Source organism: Sphingobacterium spiritivorum (assembly GCF_016724845.1).
GTDB lineage: Bacteria > Bacteroidota > Bacteroidia > Sphingobacteriales > Sphingobacteriaceae > Sphingobacterium > Sphingobacterium spiritivorum_A.
The window spans coordinates 747,050-763,487 of the sequence record NZ_CP068082.1 but is presented as its reverse complement, the minus strand read 5'-3'; the positions used below and the strand labels follow the sequence as shown (position 1 = coordinate 763,487).

Here is a 16,438-nt window from a genome sequence, read left to right as displayed (position 1 = left end):
ATGATAAAACGGGCTATCTTTTTAAGAATAGCCCGTTTTACTTTTTTTATCTCGTTTTAGAAAAGCTGTACAGATTAAAATAATCCCATCTGTCCCTTATCATCTATCTGTATATCATCCGGATTCGTAATCTCCAGTTTGATTCCGGAATCTGCAGACCTTCCTTTATCGTCTGATGCCTCAACATTTCCGGATTCATCTGATTTTATACCTTCTTCCGTTGTTTCCGAAACAGACTCGTTTGCTGCTTTTTCTTTTATTAAAGTCAGATCCTCTTCCGGTGTAATCAGCTCAATTTTTCTGATGTTGTGGAAGGACAATCTGTTGCCCTGAGCTTTGATACCTTTTACATCGATAATCTCGGTAAGAGATTGTTCCAGTACTTCTTCTGTCTGCGATTTTCCTTTGAGGAGCTCCAGTTTGACAACCGGTACAGCAGCATTGGTCAATACGATCAGTTTAGATCCCGGCTCGTCATTGATCAGCGTCATGCGTTTGCCTACCGGAAGGTCATCGAATGTAAAACGTTTTACATAAGTAGTTCCACTTTTGCCGTCCTGATGAATCGCAGAATACACATGATCCGGATAAAATTTCTCAATACGGATCATCTTCTCATCAAAGTGATTACTCAGATCAAAGTTTGACAGTTCATATGAACCGTCTGAAAGTATAATCAGTATTTTGTCATCTCCGTCAAACTCACCCAGATATTTACCTCTTTCATCTACATTCAGACGTTTAAGGATTTCATCATACCAGATTTTACGTCCTGCCAGTGTAGATACACCCGCGCTTTTGAAGGTAATCTTTTTGACCGGATATTTTGATACAATATTTCCCTGAGATGCTCTTCCTTTGATGGCAATTTCGGCAAGATCCAGATCAAATGTCAGCTTACGAAGCTTGGAGTGTGGTTTTAACTGTACATTGATCACTTCAGCTTCCCCGTTTGGATTGGCAGTGAAATATAATATTTTTGATCCTTTCGATCCCTTAGATACATCATATTCCTTGTCACGTGTCACGCCCACTACTGCAAATCGTTTGACATAGCTGGTACCTGTGCCACCTTCTTTGTATACCGCATTATAGATCGTGCGTTCATCTCCTTTTTTGAAGACCGCCACGTGAATAATATCTTTACCGACAAAAACCTTGTCCTGAATTTTGGTGACAACATATTTGCCATCTCCCCGGAATACGATGATATCATCTATATCGGAACAGTCACTTACGAATTCATCTTTTTTCATGCCTGTACCGATAAATCCTTCTTCACGGTTGACGTACAATTTAGCATTTGCCAATGCTACCTGTGTCGCTTCTACTTTATCAAAAGCACGGAGTTCGGTACGGCGCTCACGCCCCTTACCATATTTATCACGCAGTCTTTCGAACCAGGCTATGGCATATTCTGTCAGTTGTCGAAGATTCCGTTTTACATTCTTGATTTCTTCTTCCAGCGCTGCCATCTGTTCGTCCGCTTTTTTCACATCAAATCGGGTGATGCTACTCATAGGTTTATCGATCAGACGCTTATAATCTTCCGGTTCTATAGGACGGTAGAAGAGTTCAAAAAATGGAGTAAACAGTTCATTCAATACCTGAACAACGGTGTCAAAGTCACCGGAGTTTTCGTAATCAGGATGCTTGTACATGCCCTCCTGAATAAATATTTTCAATAAGGTGCTGAAGAAAATCTTTTCATGCAGATCATGCAGCTTAATCTCCAGCTCCTGTTTCAACAGGTTTTTTGTGTTTTTTGTGTTTTCAATGAGTACATCGTTGACACTCATAAAATGAGGTCTGTCGTTTTTGATGACACATGTGTTGGGAGAGATCGAAACTTCGCAGGCTGTAAAGGCATATAGTGCGTCTATGGTCACGTCCGGAGAGATTCCGGGAGCAAGGTGAACAATGATCTCTACATTTTCGGCTGTATTATCTTCGATTTTTTTAATCTTGATCTTTCCTTTGTCATTGGCGGCTACCACACTTTCAATAAGTCCTCCGGTAGTCGTCCCAAACGGGATCTCCGTGATAGCAAGAGTTTTTTTGTCACGTTCCTCAATTTTGGCACGTACACGTATTTTACCTCCACGCATTCCCTCATTATAAGCCGAACAATCTGCCATACCTCCAGTAAGGAAATCCGGTAATATATTAGGGCGTTCCCCGTTGAGTACCTGAATAGAACCATCGATCAGCTCGTTGAAGTTGTGCGGCATGATCTTGGTTGCCAGACCTACAGCAATACCTTCGGCTCCCTGTGCCAGCAGCAATGGAAATTTGACCGGTAATGTGACCGGTTCTTTGTTACGACCGTCATAGCTGAGCTGCCATTCCGTAGTTTCAGGATTGAAGGCGACTTCAAGCGCAAATTTCGATAACCTTCCTTCGATATAACGCGGAGCGGCTGCCGAATCGCCTGTAGTCGGATCACCCCAGTTACCCTGACAGTCGATCAGCAAATTTTTCTGACCCAGTTGCACCATAGCATCACCGATAGAAGCATCACCGTGAGGGTGGTACTTCATCGTATTACCTATGACATTCGCCGCCTTATTATACCGTCCGTCATCCATCTCTTTCAGCGAGTGAAGGATTCGTCGCTGTACAGGCTTGAAGCCGTCATTAATATGGGGAACCGCACGATCCAGGATCACATAAGAAGCATAATCCAAAAACCAGTTTTCATATAAACCGGTAATAGGAATCGTATTACTCGTCTGTTCGTTTTCTTGGGGTGTAAGTTCTTCCGGATTATCGTTGTTGTAATTCGTTTCGTCGCTCATTTACGGTACACTAATATCGTTAGACTTATTTGTATGGGTCTGATTTCTCAATCCCGGTAAAAATACAAAACGATTTTGGATTCTCCCAACGCTTCGTGCCACTAGCCGTACAAAATAAAAATGACGGGTCTGGAAAGCCCTTCCTGATTCAGAAATCAATGTATTCGTTTCAGATACGATTTTCTACGGTTCAGTAATTTACTCCATTTATTATAGGTCTTAACTCCGGTTCTTTGTGATTGAAAAATTTTAATGATATCACAATGGTAAAGCAGGAATTTATTTTCAGAAGCACTTTTAATCGTTTGATCCCGATCGTTGCTCTTGTTTTTTTATTAGGCTCTTGTACAGGTAATCAGCAGGAGGGAAATTATAGCGAGCAAGCTGTAGATGCAGATTTTATCACATTAGAAACAGGAACGACAAACCTTATAAAGACCTATCCCGGCACTATTGAAGGAACTGTTAATGTGGATGTGAGAGCACAGGTTTCCGGTTATCTGGAAACTATTTTTGTGCAGGAAGGAGACTATGTCAATAAAGGACAGGCTTTATTCAAAATAAAAGGCGATGTATTCATTGAGCAGGTCAATAACAGTGAGGCATCCCTGAAGGCAGCCATCGCTGCACAGGCGAATGCCCGGATCGAACTCGATAAAATCAGACCTCTGGTACAGGGAAAAGTTGTTTCCGAATTACAGCTTCAGACCGTACAGGCGCAGTATGATGCCGCGACTGCGCAGGTCGCACAGGCCAGATCGGCATTGGGATCATCCCGTATAAATGCTGACTTTGCAGTTATCAAAGCACCCGTGAGTGGCTATATCGGAAGAATTCCAAACAGAGTCGGTAATCTGGTGACACCTGCAGATGCTTCTCCGTTGACGACCTTGTCTGAAATCAATAATGTATTTGTATACTTCTCATTGAGTGAAGCCGAATTTATTGATTTTACCAAAGCCAGAAAGAAGGACGAAGGCATGAATACCGTGGAAATCGTCATGGCCGACGGTACAGTATACGGACACAAAGGCAGAGTAGAGGTGGCCAGTGGTAATATAGATCGTGCTACAGGCTCCATTGCGCTGAAAGCCGTATTCCCCAATCCGGACAGAGTGTTGCGTTCGGGTGGAGCAGGAAGAATCATTCTTACCCGAAAGATAGACGAAGCGATAAGTATACCTATGGCAAGTGTAAAAGATATACAGGATAGATTTTTTGTGTTTGCACTTACAGATAGCAGTAAAGTAGCTATGAGACCTATTGAGATTTCCGGTCGTTCAGGACAAAATTATATTGTCAGATCCGGAGTAAAACCTGGTGATAAAATAGCGGTCAATCGTATAGATATGCTTGCCGAAGGAGTTAAAGTAGCTCCTGTTACTGTTGCAGCAGACTCGTTGGCTCATTAATATTTATTTCAAAAAGTAATCATGTTAAAAAAGATCATAGACAGGCCGGTAATGGCCACCGTCATTTCCGTGGTACTATTGATACTCGGTATTATAGGTTTATTAAGACTGCCCGTTACCCGTTTTCCGGATATTTCTCCACCTACCGTTATGGTGTCGGGAAGCTATCCAGGCGGAAACAGTGAGGCTGTGATCCGTTCGGTAGTGACTCCATTGGAAGAACAGATCAATGGAGTTGAGAATATGGAATACATTAAGTCCAGTGCCAGTAATGACGGATCATTTTCCATTTCTATTATTTTCAAACAAGGTGTTAATGCTGACCAGGCAGCGGTGAATGTACAGAACAGGGTACAGCAGGCTACCCCTATACTTCCTGAAGAAGTGATCCGTATGGGACTGACCACTTCCAAACAGCAAAACAGTATGATCATGATCTTCAACGTATATACTGAAGATAACAGTAAATACGATGAACTCTTTTTGCAAAATTATGTCAATATCAACGTCCTTCCGCAGATCAAGCGGGTACCGGGGGTAGGACAGGCACAGGTATTTGGAATCAAGGACTATTCTATGCGAGTATGGCTGAATCCGCAAAAAATGGCGACTTACGCATTGATCCCTGCGGATATCAATCAGGCGATTTCCAGCCAGAGTATAGAAGCTGCTCCCGGAAAATTGGGGGAAGAGTCAGATGCTGCCTTGGAATATGTAATGCGCTACAAAGGTAAAAAGAACCAGACGGAAGAATACGAGAATATTATTGTCAAAAGAAACGGGACAGAGCTTGTGAGGCTCAGAGATGTGGCACGTATAGAATTCGGGTCGATCAATTACAGCGGAAATTCCACGTCTAATGGCAAGAATGCTGTGACGGTAGCTATTCTGCAGACGACCGGATCCAATGCCAATGATATAGAAATAGGGGTAAGAGATGTGCTTACCGACGCTTCGAAAACATTTCCTCCGGGAGTGAAATATGTCAATCTGATGAGTACCAAAGAACGGCTGGATGAAGCTACAGGACAGGTCAAGTCAACACTGATCGAAGCTTTTATATTGGTATTTATTGTCGTATTTCTCTTTCTTCAGGACTTCAGATCTACTATTATTCCGGCTATTGCCGTACCGGTCGCCATTGTAGGTACATTCTTTTTCCTTCTTGTATTTGGTTTTACGATCAATGTACTGACCCTCTTTGCTCTGGTGCTCGCTATTGGTATCGTTGTCGATGATGCGATTGTGGTGGTCGAAGCAGTACACAGTAAGATGGAAGGAACTAATCTGACCGGTAAAGAGGCTACACACAGTGCAATGGGTGAGATTACAGGTGCTGTTATCTCGATTACACTTGTCATGTCTGCGGTTTTTATTCCGATTGGATTTATGACCGGTTCATCCGGGATATTTTATAAGCAGTTTGCATATACATTAGCAATCGCAATTATTATTTCAGCAGTCAATGCATTGACACTGACACCAGCCTTATGTGCCTTATTATTGAAAAATAATCATGCCGCAGGGCATACGGGGCCAGCTGCAAAAGCAGGATTCAAAAAAAGATTCTTTACAGCATTTAATGCCGGATTTGACAACCTTACCGGGAAATATATAAAAGGTCTGAAATTCCTGACCGCAAAAAAATGGATAGGTGCAGGGTTTATTTTGCTTATCACCGGGGTAGCAGGATGGTTAATGATGAGTACACCCAAAAGTTTTGTGCCGATGGAAGACGATGGATTTATCATCTACAATTTAAGTATGCCTCCCGGAACCGCTTTGGACAGAACCACAGCGACAGCTGAAAGAATAGATGCCATTCTGGAAAAAACAGAATCTGTCGAGACAAGTTCGACGATTACCGGATTTAATATTCTGTCCAACAGTGCCAGTCCCGCATATGCCATGGGATTTATCAAACTGAAGCCCAAGAAAGAACGGGGTAAAGTACAGGATATAGATGAAATCATGGGAATCCTGTCAGGACAATTTGCCGCCATCAAAGAAGGTACAGTAATGGCTTTCAGAAGTCCGCCGGTTGACGGTTACGGTGTTACCGGAGGTGCAGAAATTGTTTTGCAGGACAAAGCCGGTAAATCTCCGGAAGCCCTCAAGAAGATGGCCGATCAGGTGATGGGAGAGATTATGCAACAACCCGGTATTCAGTATGCTTACACTACATTCAGAGCTGATTTTCCACAATTGGAAATAGAAGTTGATGAAGATAAGGCACAACAGATGGGCGTACAGATCAATAGTATGATGAGTACGATACAATCTTATTTTGCTGGCGATCAATCCCTGAATTTTACAAGATTCGGTAAATTCTATAGAGTCAATGTAAAAGCAGATGGCATATTCAGAATGGACGAAGATGCCTTCAATGAAATATTTGTACGTAATGACCAGAATCAGATGGTTCCGGTGAAAGCGATGGTCGCACTCAAAAAAGTATATGGCCCGGAATCTTTATCCAGATATAATCTATTTAATGCACTGACCATTAGTGTCGTTCCTGTACCGGGAGTGAGTAGCGGACAAGTAATGGACAATCTGGAAAAGAATGTACTCGGTAAGCTGCCTTCTGACTATGGATATGAGTGGACAGGTCTGAGTCTGGAAGAGAAATCTGCAGGCAATCAAACTGTCATTATCCTGACCCTCTGTCTGCTGTTTGTATATTTCCTGTTGGCTGCACAATATGAAAGTTATCTTTTGCCATTGTCTGTGCTGCTATCCATACCTACAGGTATTATAGGTGCATTTGCTTCCATAAAGGCTATCGGACTGGATAACAATATCTATGTACAGGTGGGGCTGATTATGTTAGTCGGACTTCTTGCCAAGAATGCTATTCTTATCGTCGAATTTGCTGTACAAAGGAGAGCTGCGGGATCTTCTATCAAAGACTCTGCTATAGACGGAGCGCGATCCAGGTTGAGACCTATTATCATGACATCGCTGGCCTTTATCGTGGGAATGATTCCGCTGATGGTAGCCACCGGAGGTTCGGCAATGGGTAACCGATCCATCAGTACAGGTGCAGCTATAGGAATGCTGACAGGAGTTATTTTCGGAGTATTCGTGATACCCTTATTGTATATGCTGTTTCAATATCTGCAGGAAAAAGTTTCAGGAAAAAATAAAACACATCAACAAGTACAAAATATAGAGTAATGAGATCAATCATCAATCATATTGCCATGTGCATAGGAACAGCAGTATTGCTGTCTTCCTGTGCGGTTGGCAAACCATACAGTCGTCCGGATCTGGCTACACCGGAAAATTACAGAGAGCAGGTACAGGTGACCGGAGATACTGTGCTGTTGCCGTGGAAGACTTTTTTTAAAGATCCTGATCTGGTCATATTGATAGAGCAGGCATTGGAAAAGAATAAAGATATTTCAGTTGCAATGCTTAATCTGCAGCAGCTGGATTTATCCTATAAGCAGGCTAAACGGGGATTATTGCCAACACTTAATCTTGCCGTAGGAGCATCCCGCGTCTATCAGTCCAGGAATTCCCTGAACGGATCTTTGAGCGAACAGTTTACAGGAGAAAAATACATGGATGATTTTTCTGCAACACTTACGGCATCATGGGAAGCAGATATCTGGGGCAAAGTACGTATGCAGAAAGAAGCTGCCAGAGCAAATTATCTTATGCAGCAGGAAAACCTGACTGCACTGAAAACCCGTATTATCGTGCAAGTCGCACAAGCTTACTACAATCTGATCACTTTAGATGAGCAGTTGAAAATTGCGGCAAATAATATTAAGCTCAGTGATGAGACGTTGCAGATGATCAGACTTCAGTTTCAGTCCGCACAGGTCAATTCTTTAGGAGTAGAACAGGCCGAGGCACAGAAAAAGACTGCCGAGTTACTGGTGCCATTAGCCAAACAGAATATCGCCATACAGGAAAATGCGCTGAGTATTCTGTGCGGAGCATATCCGGACCGGATTGGTCGTTCAGCAGGTTTGGAAACATACAGCTTCGAAGAGAATTTCCCGGTAGGAGTGCCTGCACTGCTGTTAAGCAGAAGACCTGATCTGAAAGTAGCTGAATATGCCGTCGTAGTCGCAAATGCCAATGTCGGACTGAGCAAAGTGGCGATGTATCCCTCCATCAGCCTCACACCTTCTGTCGGAGCCAACTCATTCAAGTTTAATAACTGGTTTGATCTTCCCGGATCATTAGTGAAAAACATTGCCGGAAATATTACGCAGCCTATATTTCAGAAAAAAGAACTCCAGACAAACTACGAACAGGCAAAAATAGAACAGCAGAAAACAGCCGAACAATTTCGCCAGTCCGTCATGAATGCTGTGGCTGAAGTATCAGATGCTATGGCCAAAACGCAGTACACAAGCGAACGTATCGGTCTGGTGAAACAACGGAAAGCCTCGCTGGAAAAGGCTGTAAACGATGCAATGCTGCTATATAAAAGTGGTATGGCAACCTACCTGGAAGTCATTACAGCACAGAATAATTCCTTGGAGAATGATCTGGAAGCAATCAATATACAGAAAGAGAAATATGACGCCGTGACAGAGCTTTACAGAGCGCTCGGTGGCGGTACAAAATAAATTTAGTGGGTGTTTATATTAGTGATCGGCTCTTTTTCGGAGCCGGTCTTATTTATATAGCGCTCAATGCCTTAAGGAATGCATAGGTGTTGTGCAGGCAATCTCCTGAGCGCAATACAAAGAAACAATCCTCATTTTTCGGGACATTTCCGCGATTAAGAATCAAGCCATTCTTTGAGTACAATAGCCTTTTCCCTGCTCACGATGATCTGTAGATCGATACCGTTTAATATCACTTTAAGTTTACCGTTGAAGTAATTGACCACTTGCTGTACGGCATCAATATGGATAATAAACTGACGGTTAGCTCTGAAAAATATGCGGGGATCAAGCTGTTGTTCCAGTTCTTCCATACTCTGTGAGAGTAAGATATCTGTTCCGTTCTTGAGACGGGCCTTGATCGCTTTCAGTTCTACATAGATACATTTGACTTCACTCACCAGGACTGTTTTGTAACCGTCTCTGAAGGGAAGTAAAAACCTTGTTCGGTATTCTTTTGGCTGGATATAATGCAATAAGCGCTCTATCGAACGATGGTTGGTATTGATGGAATTATACATTTCTGCTTTTCTGAAGGCTACTTCGAGTTCCTCCTGTTCGATTGGTTTGAGCAGGTAATCTACGCTGTTATATTTGAAAGCCTGAACAGCATATTCGTCATAAGCTGTAGTAAAAATAATGAAGCAATCGATCTTCACTTGTTCGAAAATATCAAAGCTCACGCCGTCAGACAGCCGGATATCCATCATCACCAGATCCGGCATTCCGTTTTTAGAAAACCAGACTACTGCATCACTGACACTGTCCAATACAGCCAATACGCAGGCATTGGGCCGTATGGTGTGGATCAAACGCTTAAGGCGATCTGCATTGAGCTTTTCGTCTTCGACTATTACTATCTTATCGGTCATATTCCATCAAATGAATAATTACTTTAAATGAGTCCGTACTCGTCACAATTTCGGGAGGCTGTTTGGACAGAAGATTAAAACGGCTGATAATATTAGTCAGTCCGATACCTGTAGAATAACCTTCAGGTTTCTCTATCAGTGATAAAGTGTTTTCTACTGTTAAAATATGCTGTGTACTGGTACGGATTGTTATTCTGAGCGGATTTTTCCGATCCGTTTTATTATGCTTGAGTGCATTTTCTATAAGCAACTGGAGGGTCAGCGGAGGGATATACATATTTTTACTCTCTTCCTGTACATCGATTTCAAAATGCACGCCTTGTCCGATCCGGTGTTTAATCAGAAAAATATAAGAGTTCAGGAATTTCAGCTCTTCTTCCAGAAGGATCATATTCTTTTTGGAATTGACCAGCAGGAAGCGATATACCTTGGAAAAACTCTCTGAATAAGCATAGCCGAGTTGCTGATCTTCGAGGATAAGTTCAGAGAGTACGCTCAGATTATTGAAGATAAAATGCGGATTTAGTTGTAGTTTCAGGGCATTAAGTTCAGCCTCTACAGAGGCCTGTTTCCATTCTGCTGTACGCAATTTATGATTTGCGACCTGTGTCTCTGTATTTACCCAGTTATTGATCAGGTAACTTCCCGTATTGATCGAGATAATCATAAATGAAATAATCATACTGACAATAATAAACTGCAGCAGGTTGCGGATTTCCTCTATAGACGGTTCGGACTGAGAGTAGGCCGGGTCATCATAGATCAGATAATAACATACAGAATTCAGAACAATGAGGATCAGTACGACAAAAAAATTGAGACTGAGTTCCAGTACCAGTCTTTTTATTTTATTTTTTGTCCAGGGGACATATTTGTTCAGACGGGAATGAATAAATATGCTGGATTCCGAGATCAGAAAGCAAAAGATAAAGGAAATAACTAACTCTTCAATGATTTCAAATATACCCCGTTGAAAATATTCCTGCCAGAATTCGCCGTAGGGATCTATAAGGAAAGAAACCAGATAAAACAAGAGGAAGGCAAAGACCACTAATAAGATTCTTTTGACCTTATTTGTAGAAAGTTTTTTTTCTGTAATGATCACCTCTTTATTGTATTCCATCAAACTTGAAAAGATTATTGTATGGTCAATACTGTGTATATATTGTAAAATACAAAATTGAGGTTTATTCTTTGAATAGCACATGTTTTTTAACTAAACCCTCAAAAATCATTTCTGAAAAGGAATAAACAGCCGATGAAACGGAGTATAATCTTTTGACCGGTTTGAACAATTAAATGCTTAATTCGATTAAAAATCTAAAAATATTAGTTTTTATACTAAAAATATTAGTAATTTTGATTGTTTTTGAAACTACTTATGATTTGGCAGGGAGATAAGCGTTTTGTGGCGCATCTTGATCTGGATACATTTTTTGTGAGTGTAGAACGGTTGAAGAATACGCAATTTGTGGGCAAACCCTTGATTGTCGGGGGAATGAGTGATCGTGCTGTCGTATCAGCATGCAGTTATGAGACGCGGTTATACGGTGTTCACAGTGCTATGCCTATGAAACTTGCCCTGCGCCTCTGTCCCCAGGCCATTGTGATCCGTGGAGATATGGACAGTTACAGCTATTATTCCAGGATGGTGACCGATGTCGTACGTGAGTATGTACCGGTTATGGAAAAGGCCAGCATAGACGAATTTTATGCAGATCTCACCGGAGTAGATCGTTTTTTTGGTTGCAGTCAGTTTATGGCAGAGCTCAAACAGAAGGTGCGAAAAGAAGTCGGTCTGCCAATCAGTTATGCTTTAGCTTCCAATAAGCTCATTTCCAAGGTCGCAACGGAAGATGCCAAACCTGACGGAAAGCGGGAAGTAGAACATGGACTTGAAAAAGATTACCTCGCCCCGCTTCGGATAGAACGAATGCCCGGTATAGGTAACAAAACTTCCGGATTATTGCATCAGATGGGCGTTCGTACCATCAAGGTATTGAGTGAAATTCCTGTTCCCATGATGCAGAATCTTCTGGGTAAGAATGGTGTCGATCTCTCCCGTAAAGCTAATGGAATAGATTTTACGCCCATAGTCCCTTATTCTGAACAAAAAAGTATAGGGACCGAAGAGACTTTTGAACAGGATACCATTGATATTTATTATCTGAAGAGCGAACTCATCCGTATGACCGAAAGAATGACCTTTCAGTTGCGACAGCATCGCCGTCTTACGGGTTGCATTACCATTAAACTGCGTTACTCCAATTTTGACACAGTGAGTAAACAAATGGTTATTCCATATACTGCTTCGGATGCCGTATTGCTATCCAAGGCCAAAGAACTTTTTGCGAAACTGTACGACAAGCGGCTATTGGTGCGGCTGCTTGGCGTACGTTTCAGCCATCTGGTACAGGGACAGTATCAGATTGATTTGTTTGAAGATACGGTAGAGAGTGTGCGGCTTTATCAGGCGATGGATTATATCCGGCAACGTTACGGAGATGCAGTTGTCAAAAGGGCAATATCAGTTCCCAAACCACCGGAAAAAGAAAGAAATTAATGTATTTAAATTGTAAAACCTGGTTTAGCTACCATTACGGTACTTTTTCTTCCAAACAACTGGTAGAAGATGCCAAGGCACTGGATATACACACACTTGCACTGACGAATATCAATAACACAGCAGATAGCTGGGATTTTGTGTTAAAATGCAGAGAGCAGGGAATCAAGCCGATTCTGGGGACAGAAATCCGCAACGACCATGTGTTCTGTTATATCCTATTAGCGCGCAATGAAACAGGTTTTTTCCAGATCAACGAGTTTTTGTCTGCATACAATCAGCGTAAGGAAAACTTCCCGGCAGAACCCGAACTGTCAACCGAACATCTCTGGATTATTTACCGGTACGGACAGAAATCTGTCAGTGCACTCCGGGAAGGGGAGTTGATTGGCCTGCGTCCGCAGGATCTGAACCGGCTGGAACTGCAGCAGGAGCTTGCTGCAGACCGTTTCGTGATGCTGAGCCCGGTAACATTCCAGGACAGAACTTACTTTAACTTACATCGCCTGTTGCGTGCAATAGCCCGCAACACGCTGCTCTCCAAGCTTCTTCCTGAAGATATCGCAGGAAGCGATGAAATGCTACTGTCTGAAGTAGAATTGGTTCGTCAGTTTGCCCGCTTTCCAACAGTGATTTCGCGAACCATACAGGTCGCAGATAGCTGTCATATCAGCATGGAGCTGAAAACCGATAAGAACCGTAAATATTTTACAACTACCGAAGAAGACGATCGTCATCTGCTGCGCAAGCTGGCGATGGAAGGCTGTGTCATGCGCTATGGGACAGAGCATAAGGAGGCTTTCGAACGTGTAGAAAAAGAACTAAAGATGATCGGTAAACAGGGGTTTAATGCCTATTTTCTGATCATATGGGATATACTGCGGTATGCACACGAGCGTGGATTTTATCATGTAGGAAGAGGAAGTGGAGCCAATTCTATTGTCGCTTATTGCCTTCGGATCACAGATGTAGATCCGATCAAACTGGATCTGTATTTTGAGCGCTTTCTCAATCCCGACCGGAGCTCACCTCCGGATTTTGATATTGACTTCAGCTGGAAAGACCGGGATGCGATCTTTGATTATATGTTCAAAAGATACGGACGGCAGCACGTATCGCTACTGGGGATGTACAGTACCTTTAAACGACGTGCTATTATCCGGGAACTGGGCAAAGTATTCGGATTGCCAAAGGCAGAGATCGATCAGCTCGTTGCACAGCGCGAATGGCGTACAGAAGATAAGATACAGGGCTGGATACATAAGTACGGACAGTTGCTCGAACACTTTCCCAACCACCTGAGTGTACATGCCGGTGGAGTACTCATCAGCGAAAAACCCATCTGCCACTATGCGGCTGTAGAACTTCCGCCCAAAGATTTTCAGACTATCCATATGGATATGTTCGAAGCTGAACGTGTCGGATTGTTCAAGTTCGATATATTAAGCCAGAGAGGATTGGGACATATCAAAGATGCCTTGCAACTGATAGAAGAAAATACCGGAAAACATATTGATATTCATCAGGTGGAACGCTTTTTTGAGGATCCTTTGCTGGCAGAGAAGATCCGTTCAGGAGATACAATAGGCTGTTTTTATATCGAAAGTCCGGCAATGAGGCAGCTATTGGGCAAGCTGCAATGCTCCGATTACCTTACACTCGTTGCAGCCAGTTCCATTATCAGGCCGGGAGTAGCGCAGTCCGGAATGATGAAACAGTATATAGAACGTTATCATGACCGGGATAAGGTGCTGTATCTCCATCCGAAGATGAAAGAACTGCTGGCAGAGACTTTCGGCGTAATGGTTTACCAGGAAGATGTGATCAAAGTCGCACACCATTTTGCGGGTATTTCTCTGGATCAGGCCGATATTCTGCGCAGAGCAATGAGCGGGAAATACCGTTCTGAAAATAAATTCGAGAAACTGCGGCAGACCTTTTTTGATAATTGCCGCGAAAGAGGATATGAAGAGCAGGTGACAAGAGAGGTGTGGCGGCAGATGGAAAGCTTCGGCGGATATTCTTTTGCCAAAGGACATAGTGCATCTTTTGCTGTGGAAAGTTATCAAAGTCTCTTTCTGAAGACCTATTATCCGCGTGAGTTTTATGTAGCCGTGATCAATAACTTCGGCGGATTTTACCGTACTGAATTTTATTTTCAGGAACTTTTCAAGACGGGTGCTCATGTACAGCTCCCTTGTATCAATCACAGTCAATACTATACCAACATTGTTAACGATACCGTATACGTAGGATTGATCCATTTACAGGGATTGGAAGAAAAATTCGCGCATAACATTATTACCGAACGCAGAAAAAACGGTATATACCGGGATCTGAATGATTTTATTGCCCGGTTGTCGCCGGGTATGGAACAGTTGAATCTGCTGATCCGTATTGATGCGTTACGCTTTACCGGGAAAAATAAAAAAGCCCTTTTGTGGGAAGCTAATTTTATGACTACCCGGCAGCAAATTCTGGAAGTATCCCTTTTTGAAACTCCTGTGCTTGATTTTCAGTTGCCCGAATTCGAAGAAGAGCCTATGGAAGATTATAAAGATCAACTGGAATTAATGGGATTTATCGTCGGCGATTTTTTCGATCTGCTGGATCCGAAATACCTGGCCAATACAGTCAATGTAGGTGATCTGGTTCATTTGTTAGGTAAAGAAGTCAGCATGATAGGCCGCCTTGTAACAATCAAGGAAACATGGACGATCCGCAAGGAGCGGATGGTTTTCGGAACTTTTCTGGATTGTAATGCCGATTGGCTGGATACTGTACATTTTCCGGTCACACTGCAGTATTATCCTTTTCTGGGTAACGGATTCTATCAATTGACCGGTAAGGTTGTTGAAGAGTTTGGGGTGTATTCGCTGGAAGTAAGCCGGATGAAAAAAATAGGCTATCGTTTTTAAATTGCATGGGGCCTGAGCCCCATGCAATTTAAACTATAAATTCTCAGTATTCTTATCGTCTTTAGGTTTCGGAGTTTCCGCAACCTTTTTCTTTTTCAGTCTTGCCGGACGTACGATACCCCACTTAGTAAGCAATTCCTGTGTTGAGTTGCGTTTGAGATGTCCTTTGTCCGGTTCTCCGATAAGGAAACCGATCGCCTGCATAGAAGGGATTGCATCGAATATTACTTTCAGTGCAGCGGTCATCGGTAATGCCAGGATCAGACCTGCCAATCCGAAGATCATACCTCCGATAAGAATAGCAATAATGGCCATCAACGGATTGATACTCACTTTTCCTCCTACAATATTTGGTGTGATAATATTTCCTTCCAGAAACTGTACCACCTGAAACCACGCAATAACGCCTATTGCATACCAGGCGCTGTCTTTTGTTGCCAATGCGAACAGAGCAGGCAGAATAGATCCGATAGCGATGCCAATATAAGGCAGCAACATCAGAAACGAAGCTAAGGATCCGAAAAACCAGGCGTATTCTATTCCCATAATCATTAATCCTGCAGTATTCAGCACCGCCACTATACCCATTACAGTGACCAATCCTAAAAAGTAGCTTTGAATCACTTCGTAAATCCTGTTGAGTACCCCATGTACTTTCTGATTTTCTGTGTTTGGAAAGGCTTTAAAGAAAAATTCCTTAAAGAAATCGCGGTAATACAACAGGAAAAAGATAAAAATGGGTACCAGAACCATTCCTGCAAGTGTACTGCCGATAGAACCAAATGCTGTAGATAAGTAACCTCCGACATTGTTGAGCATTTTGTTACTCTGTTCCTGAAACTGAGCGGCCATCTCACTGCGTTGTACACCAAAGCGGCCCTCAACCCAGGACTGGAAACTCTCGACTACGGACATGACTTTTTTCGTAATATCGGTAGCATCCTTTCCGATAATAATACTTTCATGAACAATAAACCAAATCAGACCTCCGATGATCAGTATCGCTATAATAACGGAAACAATAGCCGCAAGAGAACGTACAAAATGAAGCTTTCTCTCTAAAAAGTTAGCAATCGGAAAAAGGGTAATGGAAATAATAATAGAAAATAAAAGCGGAACCAATACGCTTTGAGTGACATACATGAGTGCAATAATGAGCACCAGTGCAAAGAGACTTGACGACAGACCCAGTGCGTAAGGTTGTGAGGTTTTTTTTTCTTCCATATAGATGAGTATGATTTGTG

9 protein-coding genes are annotated in these 16,438 nt (G+C 42.5%); 5 read left to right on the top strand and 4 right to left on the bottom strand.

Annotated features, from left to right (window positions below):
* Positions 1 to 74: 74 nt before the first annotated feature.
* Positions 75 to 2,798 carry a DNA gyrase/topoisomerase IV subunit A gene (locus tag I6J03_RS03120; RefSeq protein WP_003010468.1) on the bottom strand — a complete coding sequence of 908 codons (2,724 nt, stop codon included), beginning with the start codon at positions 2,796 to 2,798 and terminating at the stop codon, positions 75 to 77.
* Between the two features lie 263 nt (positions 2,799 to 3,061).
* Between I6J03_RS03120 and I6J03_RS03115 the strand changes: the two genes are divergently transcribed.
* From I6J03_RS03115 to I6J03_RS03105, 3 genes are read left to right on the top strand one after another with little or no spacing between them, the layout of a single operon-like run.
* A complete protein-coding gene (locus I6J03_RS03115; RefSeq protein ID WP_003010471.1) occupies positions 3,062 to 4,210 on the top strand; it encodes an efflux RND transporter periplasmic adaptor subunit in 1,149 nt (382 codons plus the stop codon).
* 21 nt (positions 4,211 to 4,231) lie between these two features.
* A complete protein-coding gene (locus tag I6J03_RS03110) occupies positions 4,232 to 7,390 on the top strand; it encodes an efflux RND transporter permease subunit (protein ID WP_003010474.1) in 3,159 nt (1,052 codons plus the stop codon).
* Positions 7,390 to 8,802, top strand: coding sequence for an efflux transporter outer membrane subunit (locus tag I6J03_RS03105; protein WP_003010476.1), 1,413 nt, complete (start codon positions 7,390 to 7,392; stop codon positions 8,800 to 8,802). Before I6J03_RS03110 ends, I6J03_RS03105 begins: the two co-directional genes overlap by 1 nt.
* A 155-nt stretch (positions 8,803 to 8,957) precedes the next feature.
* Here the strand turns inward: I6J03_RS03105 and I6J03_RS03100 are convergent, their stop codons facing one another.
* Together I6J03_RS03100 and I6J03_RS03095 are read right to left on the bottom strand one after the other, a co-directional pair.
* Positions 8,958 to 9,713 carry a LytR/AlgR family response regulator transcription factor gene (locus I6J03_RS03100; protein WP_003010477.1) on the bottom strand — a complete coding sequence of 252 codons (756 nt, stop codon included), beginning with the start codon at positions 9,711 to 9,713 and terminating at the stop codon, positions 8,958 to 8,960.
* Complete coding sequence (locus I6J03_RS03095; protein ID WP_003010478.1) at positions 9,703 to 10,836, bottom strand: sensor histidine kinase; 1,134 nt, start codon at positions 10,834 to 10,836, stop codon at positions 9,703 to 9,705. The genes I6J03_RS03100 and I6J03_RS03095 overlap by 11 nt, the downstream gene beginning before the upstream one ends.
* A 258-nt stretch (positions 10,837 to 11,094) precedes the next feature.
* Between I6J03_RS03095 and dinB the strand changes: the two genes are divergently transcribed.
* Both dinB and I6J03_RS03085 read left to right on the top strand, forming a co-directional pair.
* Positions 11,095 to 12,276 carry a DNA polymerase IV gene (gene dinB / locus I6J03_RS03090; RefSeq protein ID WP_003010479.1) on the top strand — a complete coding sequence of 394 codons (1,182 nt, stop codon included), beginning with the start codon at positions 11,095 to 11,097 and terminating at the stop codon, positions 12,274 to 12,276.
* Complete coding sequence (locus I6J03_RS03085) at positions 12,276 to 15,194, top strand: DNA polymerase III subunit alpha (protein ID WP_003010480.1); 2,919 nt, start codon at positions 12,276 to 12,278, stop codon at positions 15,192 to 15,194. The genes dinB and I6J03_RS03085 overlap by 1 nt, the downstream gene beginning before the upstream one ends.
* Positions 15,195 to 15,227: 33 nt before the next feature.
* Here I6J03_RS03085 and I6J03_RS03080 read toward each other — a convergent pair whose 3' ends face one another.
* Positions 15,228 to 16,418, bottom strand: coding sequence for an AI-2E family transporter (locus I6J03_RS03080; protein WP_003010481.1), 1,191 nt, complete (start codon positions 16,416 to 16,418; stop codon positions 15,228 to 15,230).
* Positions 16,419 to 16,438 lie beyond the last annotated feature (20 nt).

Bases quoted from the DNA above. Each gene is read 5' to 3' on its own strand.
- I6J03_RS03120 (WP_003010468.1), bottom strand. From the start codon at position 2,798: ATGAGCGACGAAACGAATTACAACAACGATAATCCGGAAGAACTTACA.
- I6J03_RS03115 (WP_003010471.1), top strand. From the start codon at position 3,062: ATGGTAAAGCAGGAATTTATTTTCAGAAGCACTTTTAATCGTTTGATC.
- I6J03_RS03110 (WP_003010474.1), top strand. From the start codon at position 4,232: ATGTTAAAAAAGATCATAGACAGGCCGGTAATGGCCACCGTCATTTCC.
- I6J03_RS03105 (WP_003010476.1), top strand. From the start codon at position 7,390: ATGAGATCAATCATCAATCATATTGCCATGTGCATAGGAACAGCAGTA.
- I6J03_RS03100 (WP_003010477.1), bottom strand. From the start codon at position 9,713: ATGACCGATAAGATAGTAATAGTCGAAGACGAAAAGCTCAATGCAGAT.
- I6J03_RS03095 (WP_003010478.1), bottom strand. From the start codon at position 10,836: ATGGAATACAATAAAGAGGTGATCATTACAGAAAAAAAACTTTCTACA.
- dinB (WP_003010479.1), top strand. From the start codon at position 11,095: ATGATTTGGCAGGGAGATAAGCGTTTTGTGGCGCATCTTGATCTGGAT.
- I6J03_RS03085 (WP_003010480.1), top strand. From the start codon at position 12,276: ATGTATTTAAATTGTAAAACCTGGTTTAGCTACCATTACGGTACTTTT.
- I6J03_RS03080 (WP_003010481.1), bottom strand. From the start codon at position 16,418: ATGGAAGAAAAAAAAACCTCACAACCTTACGCACTGGGTCTGTCGTCA.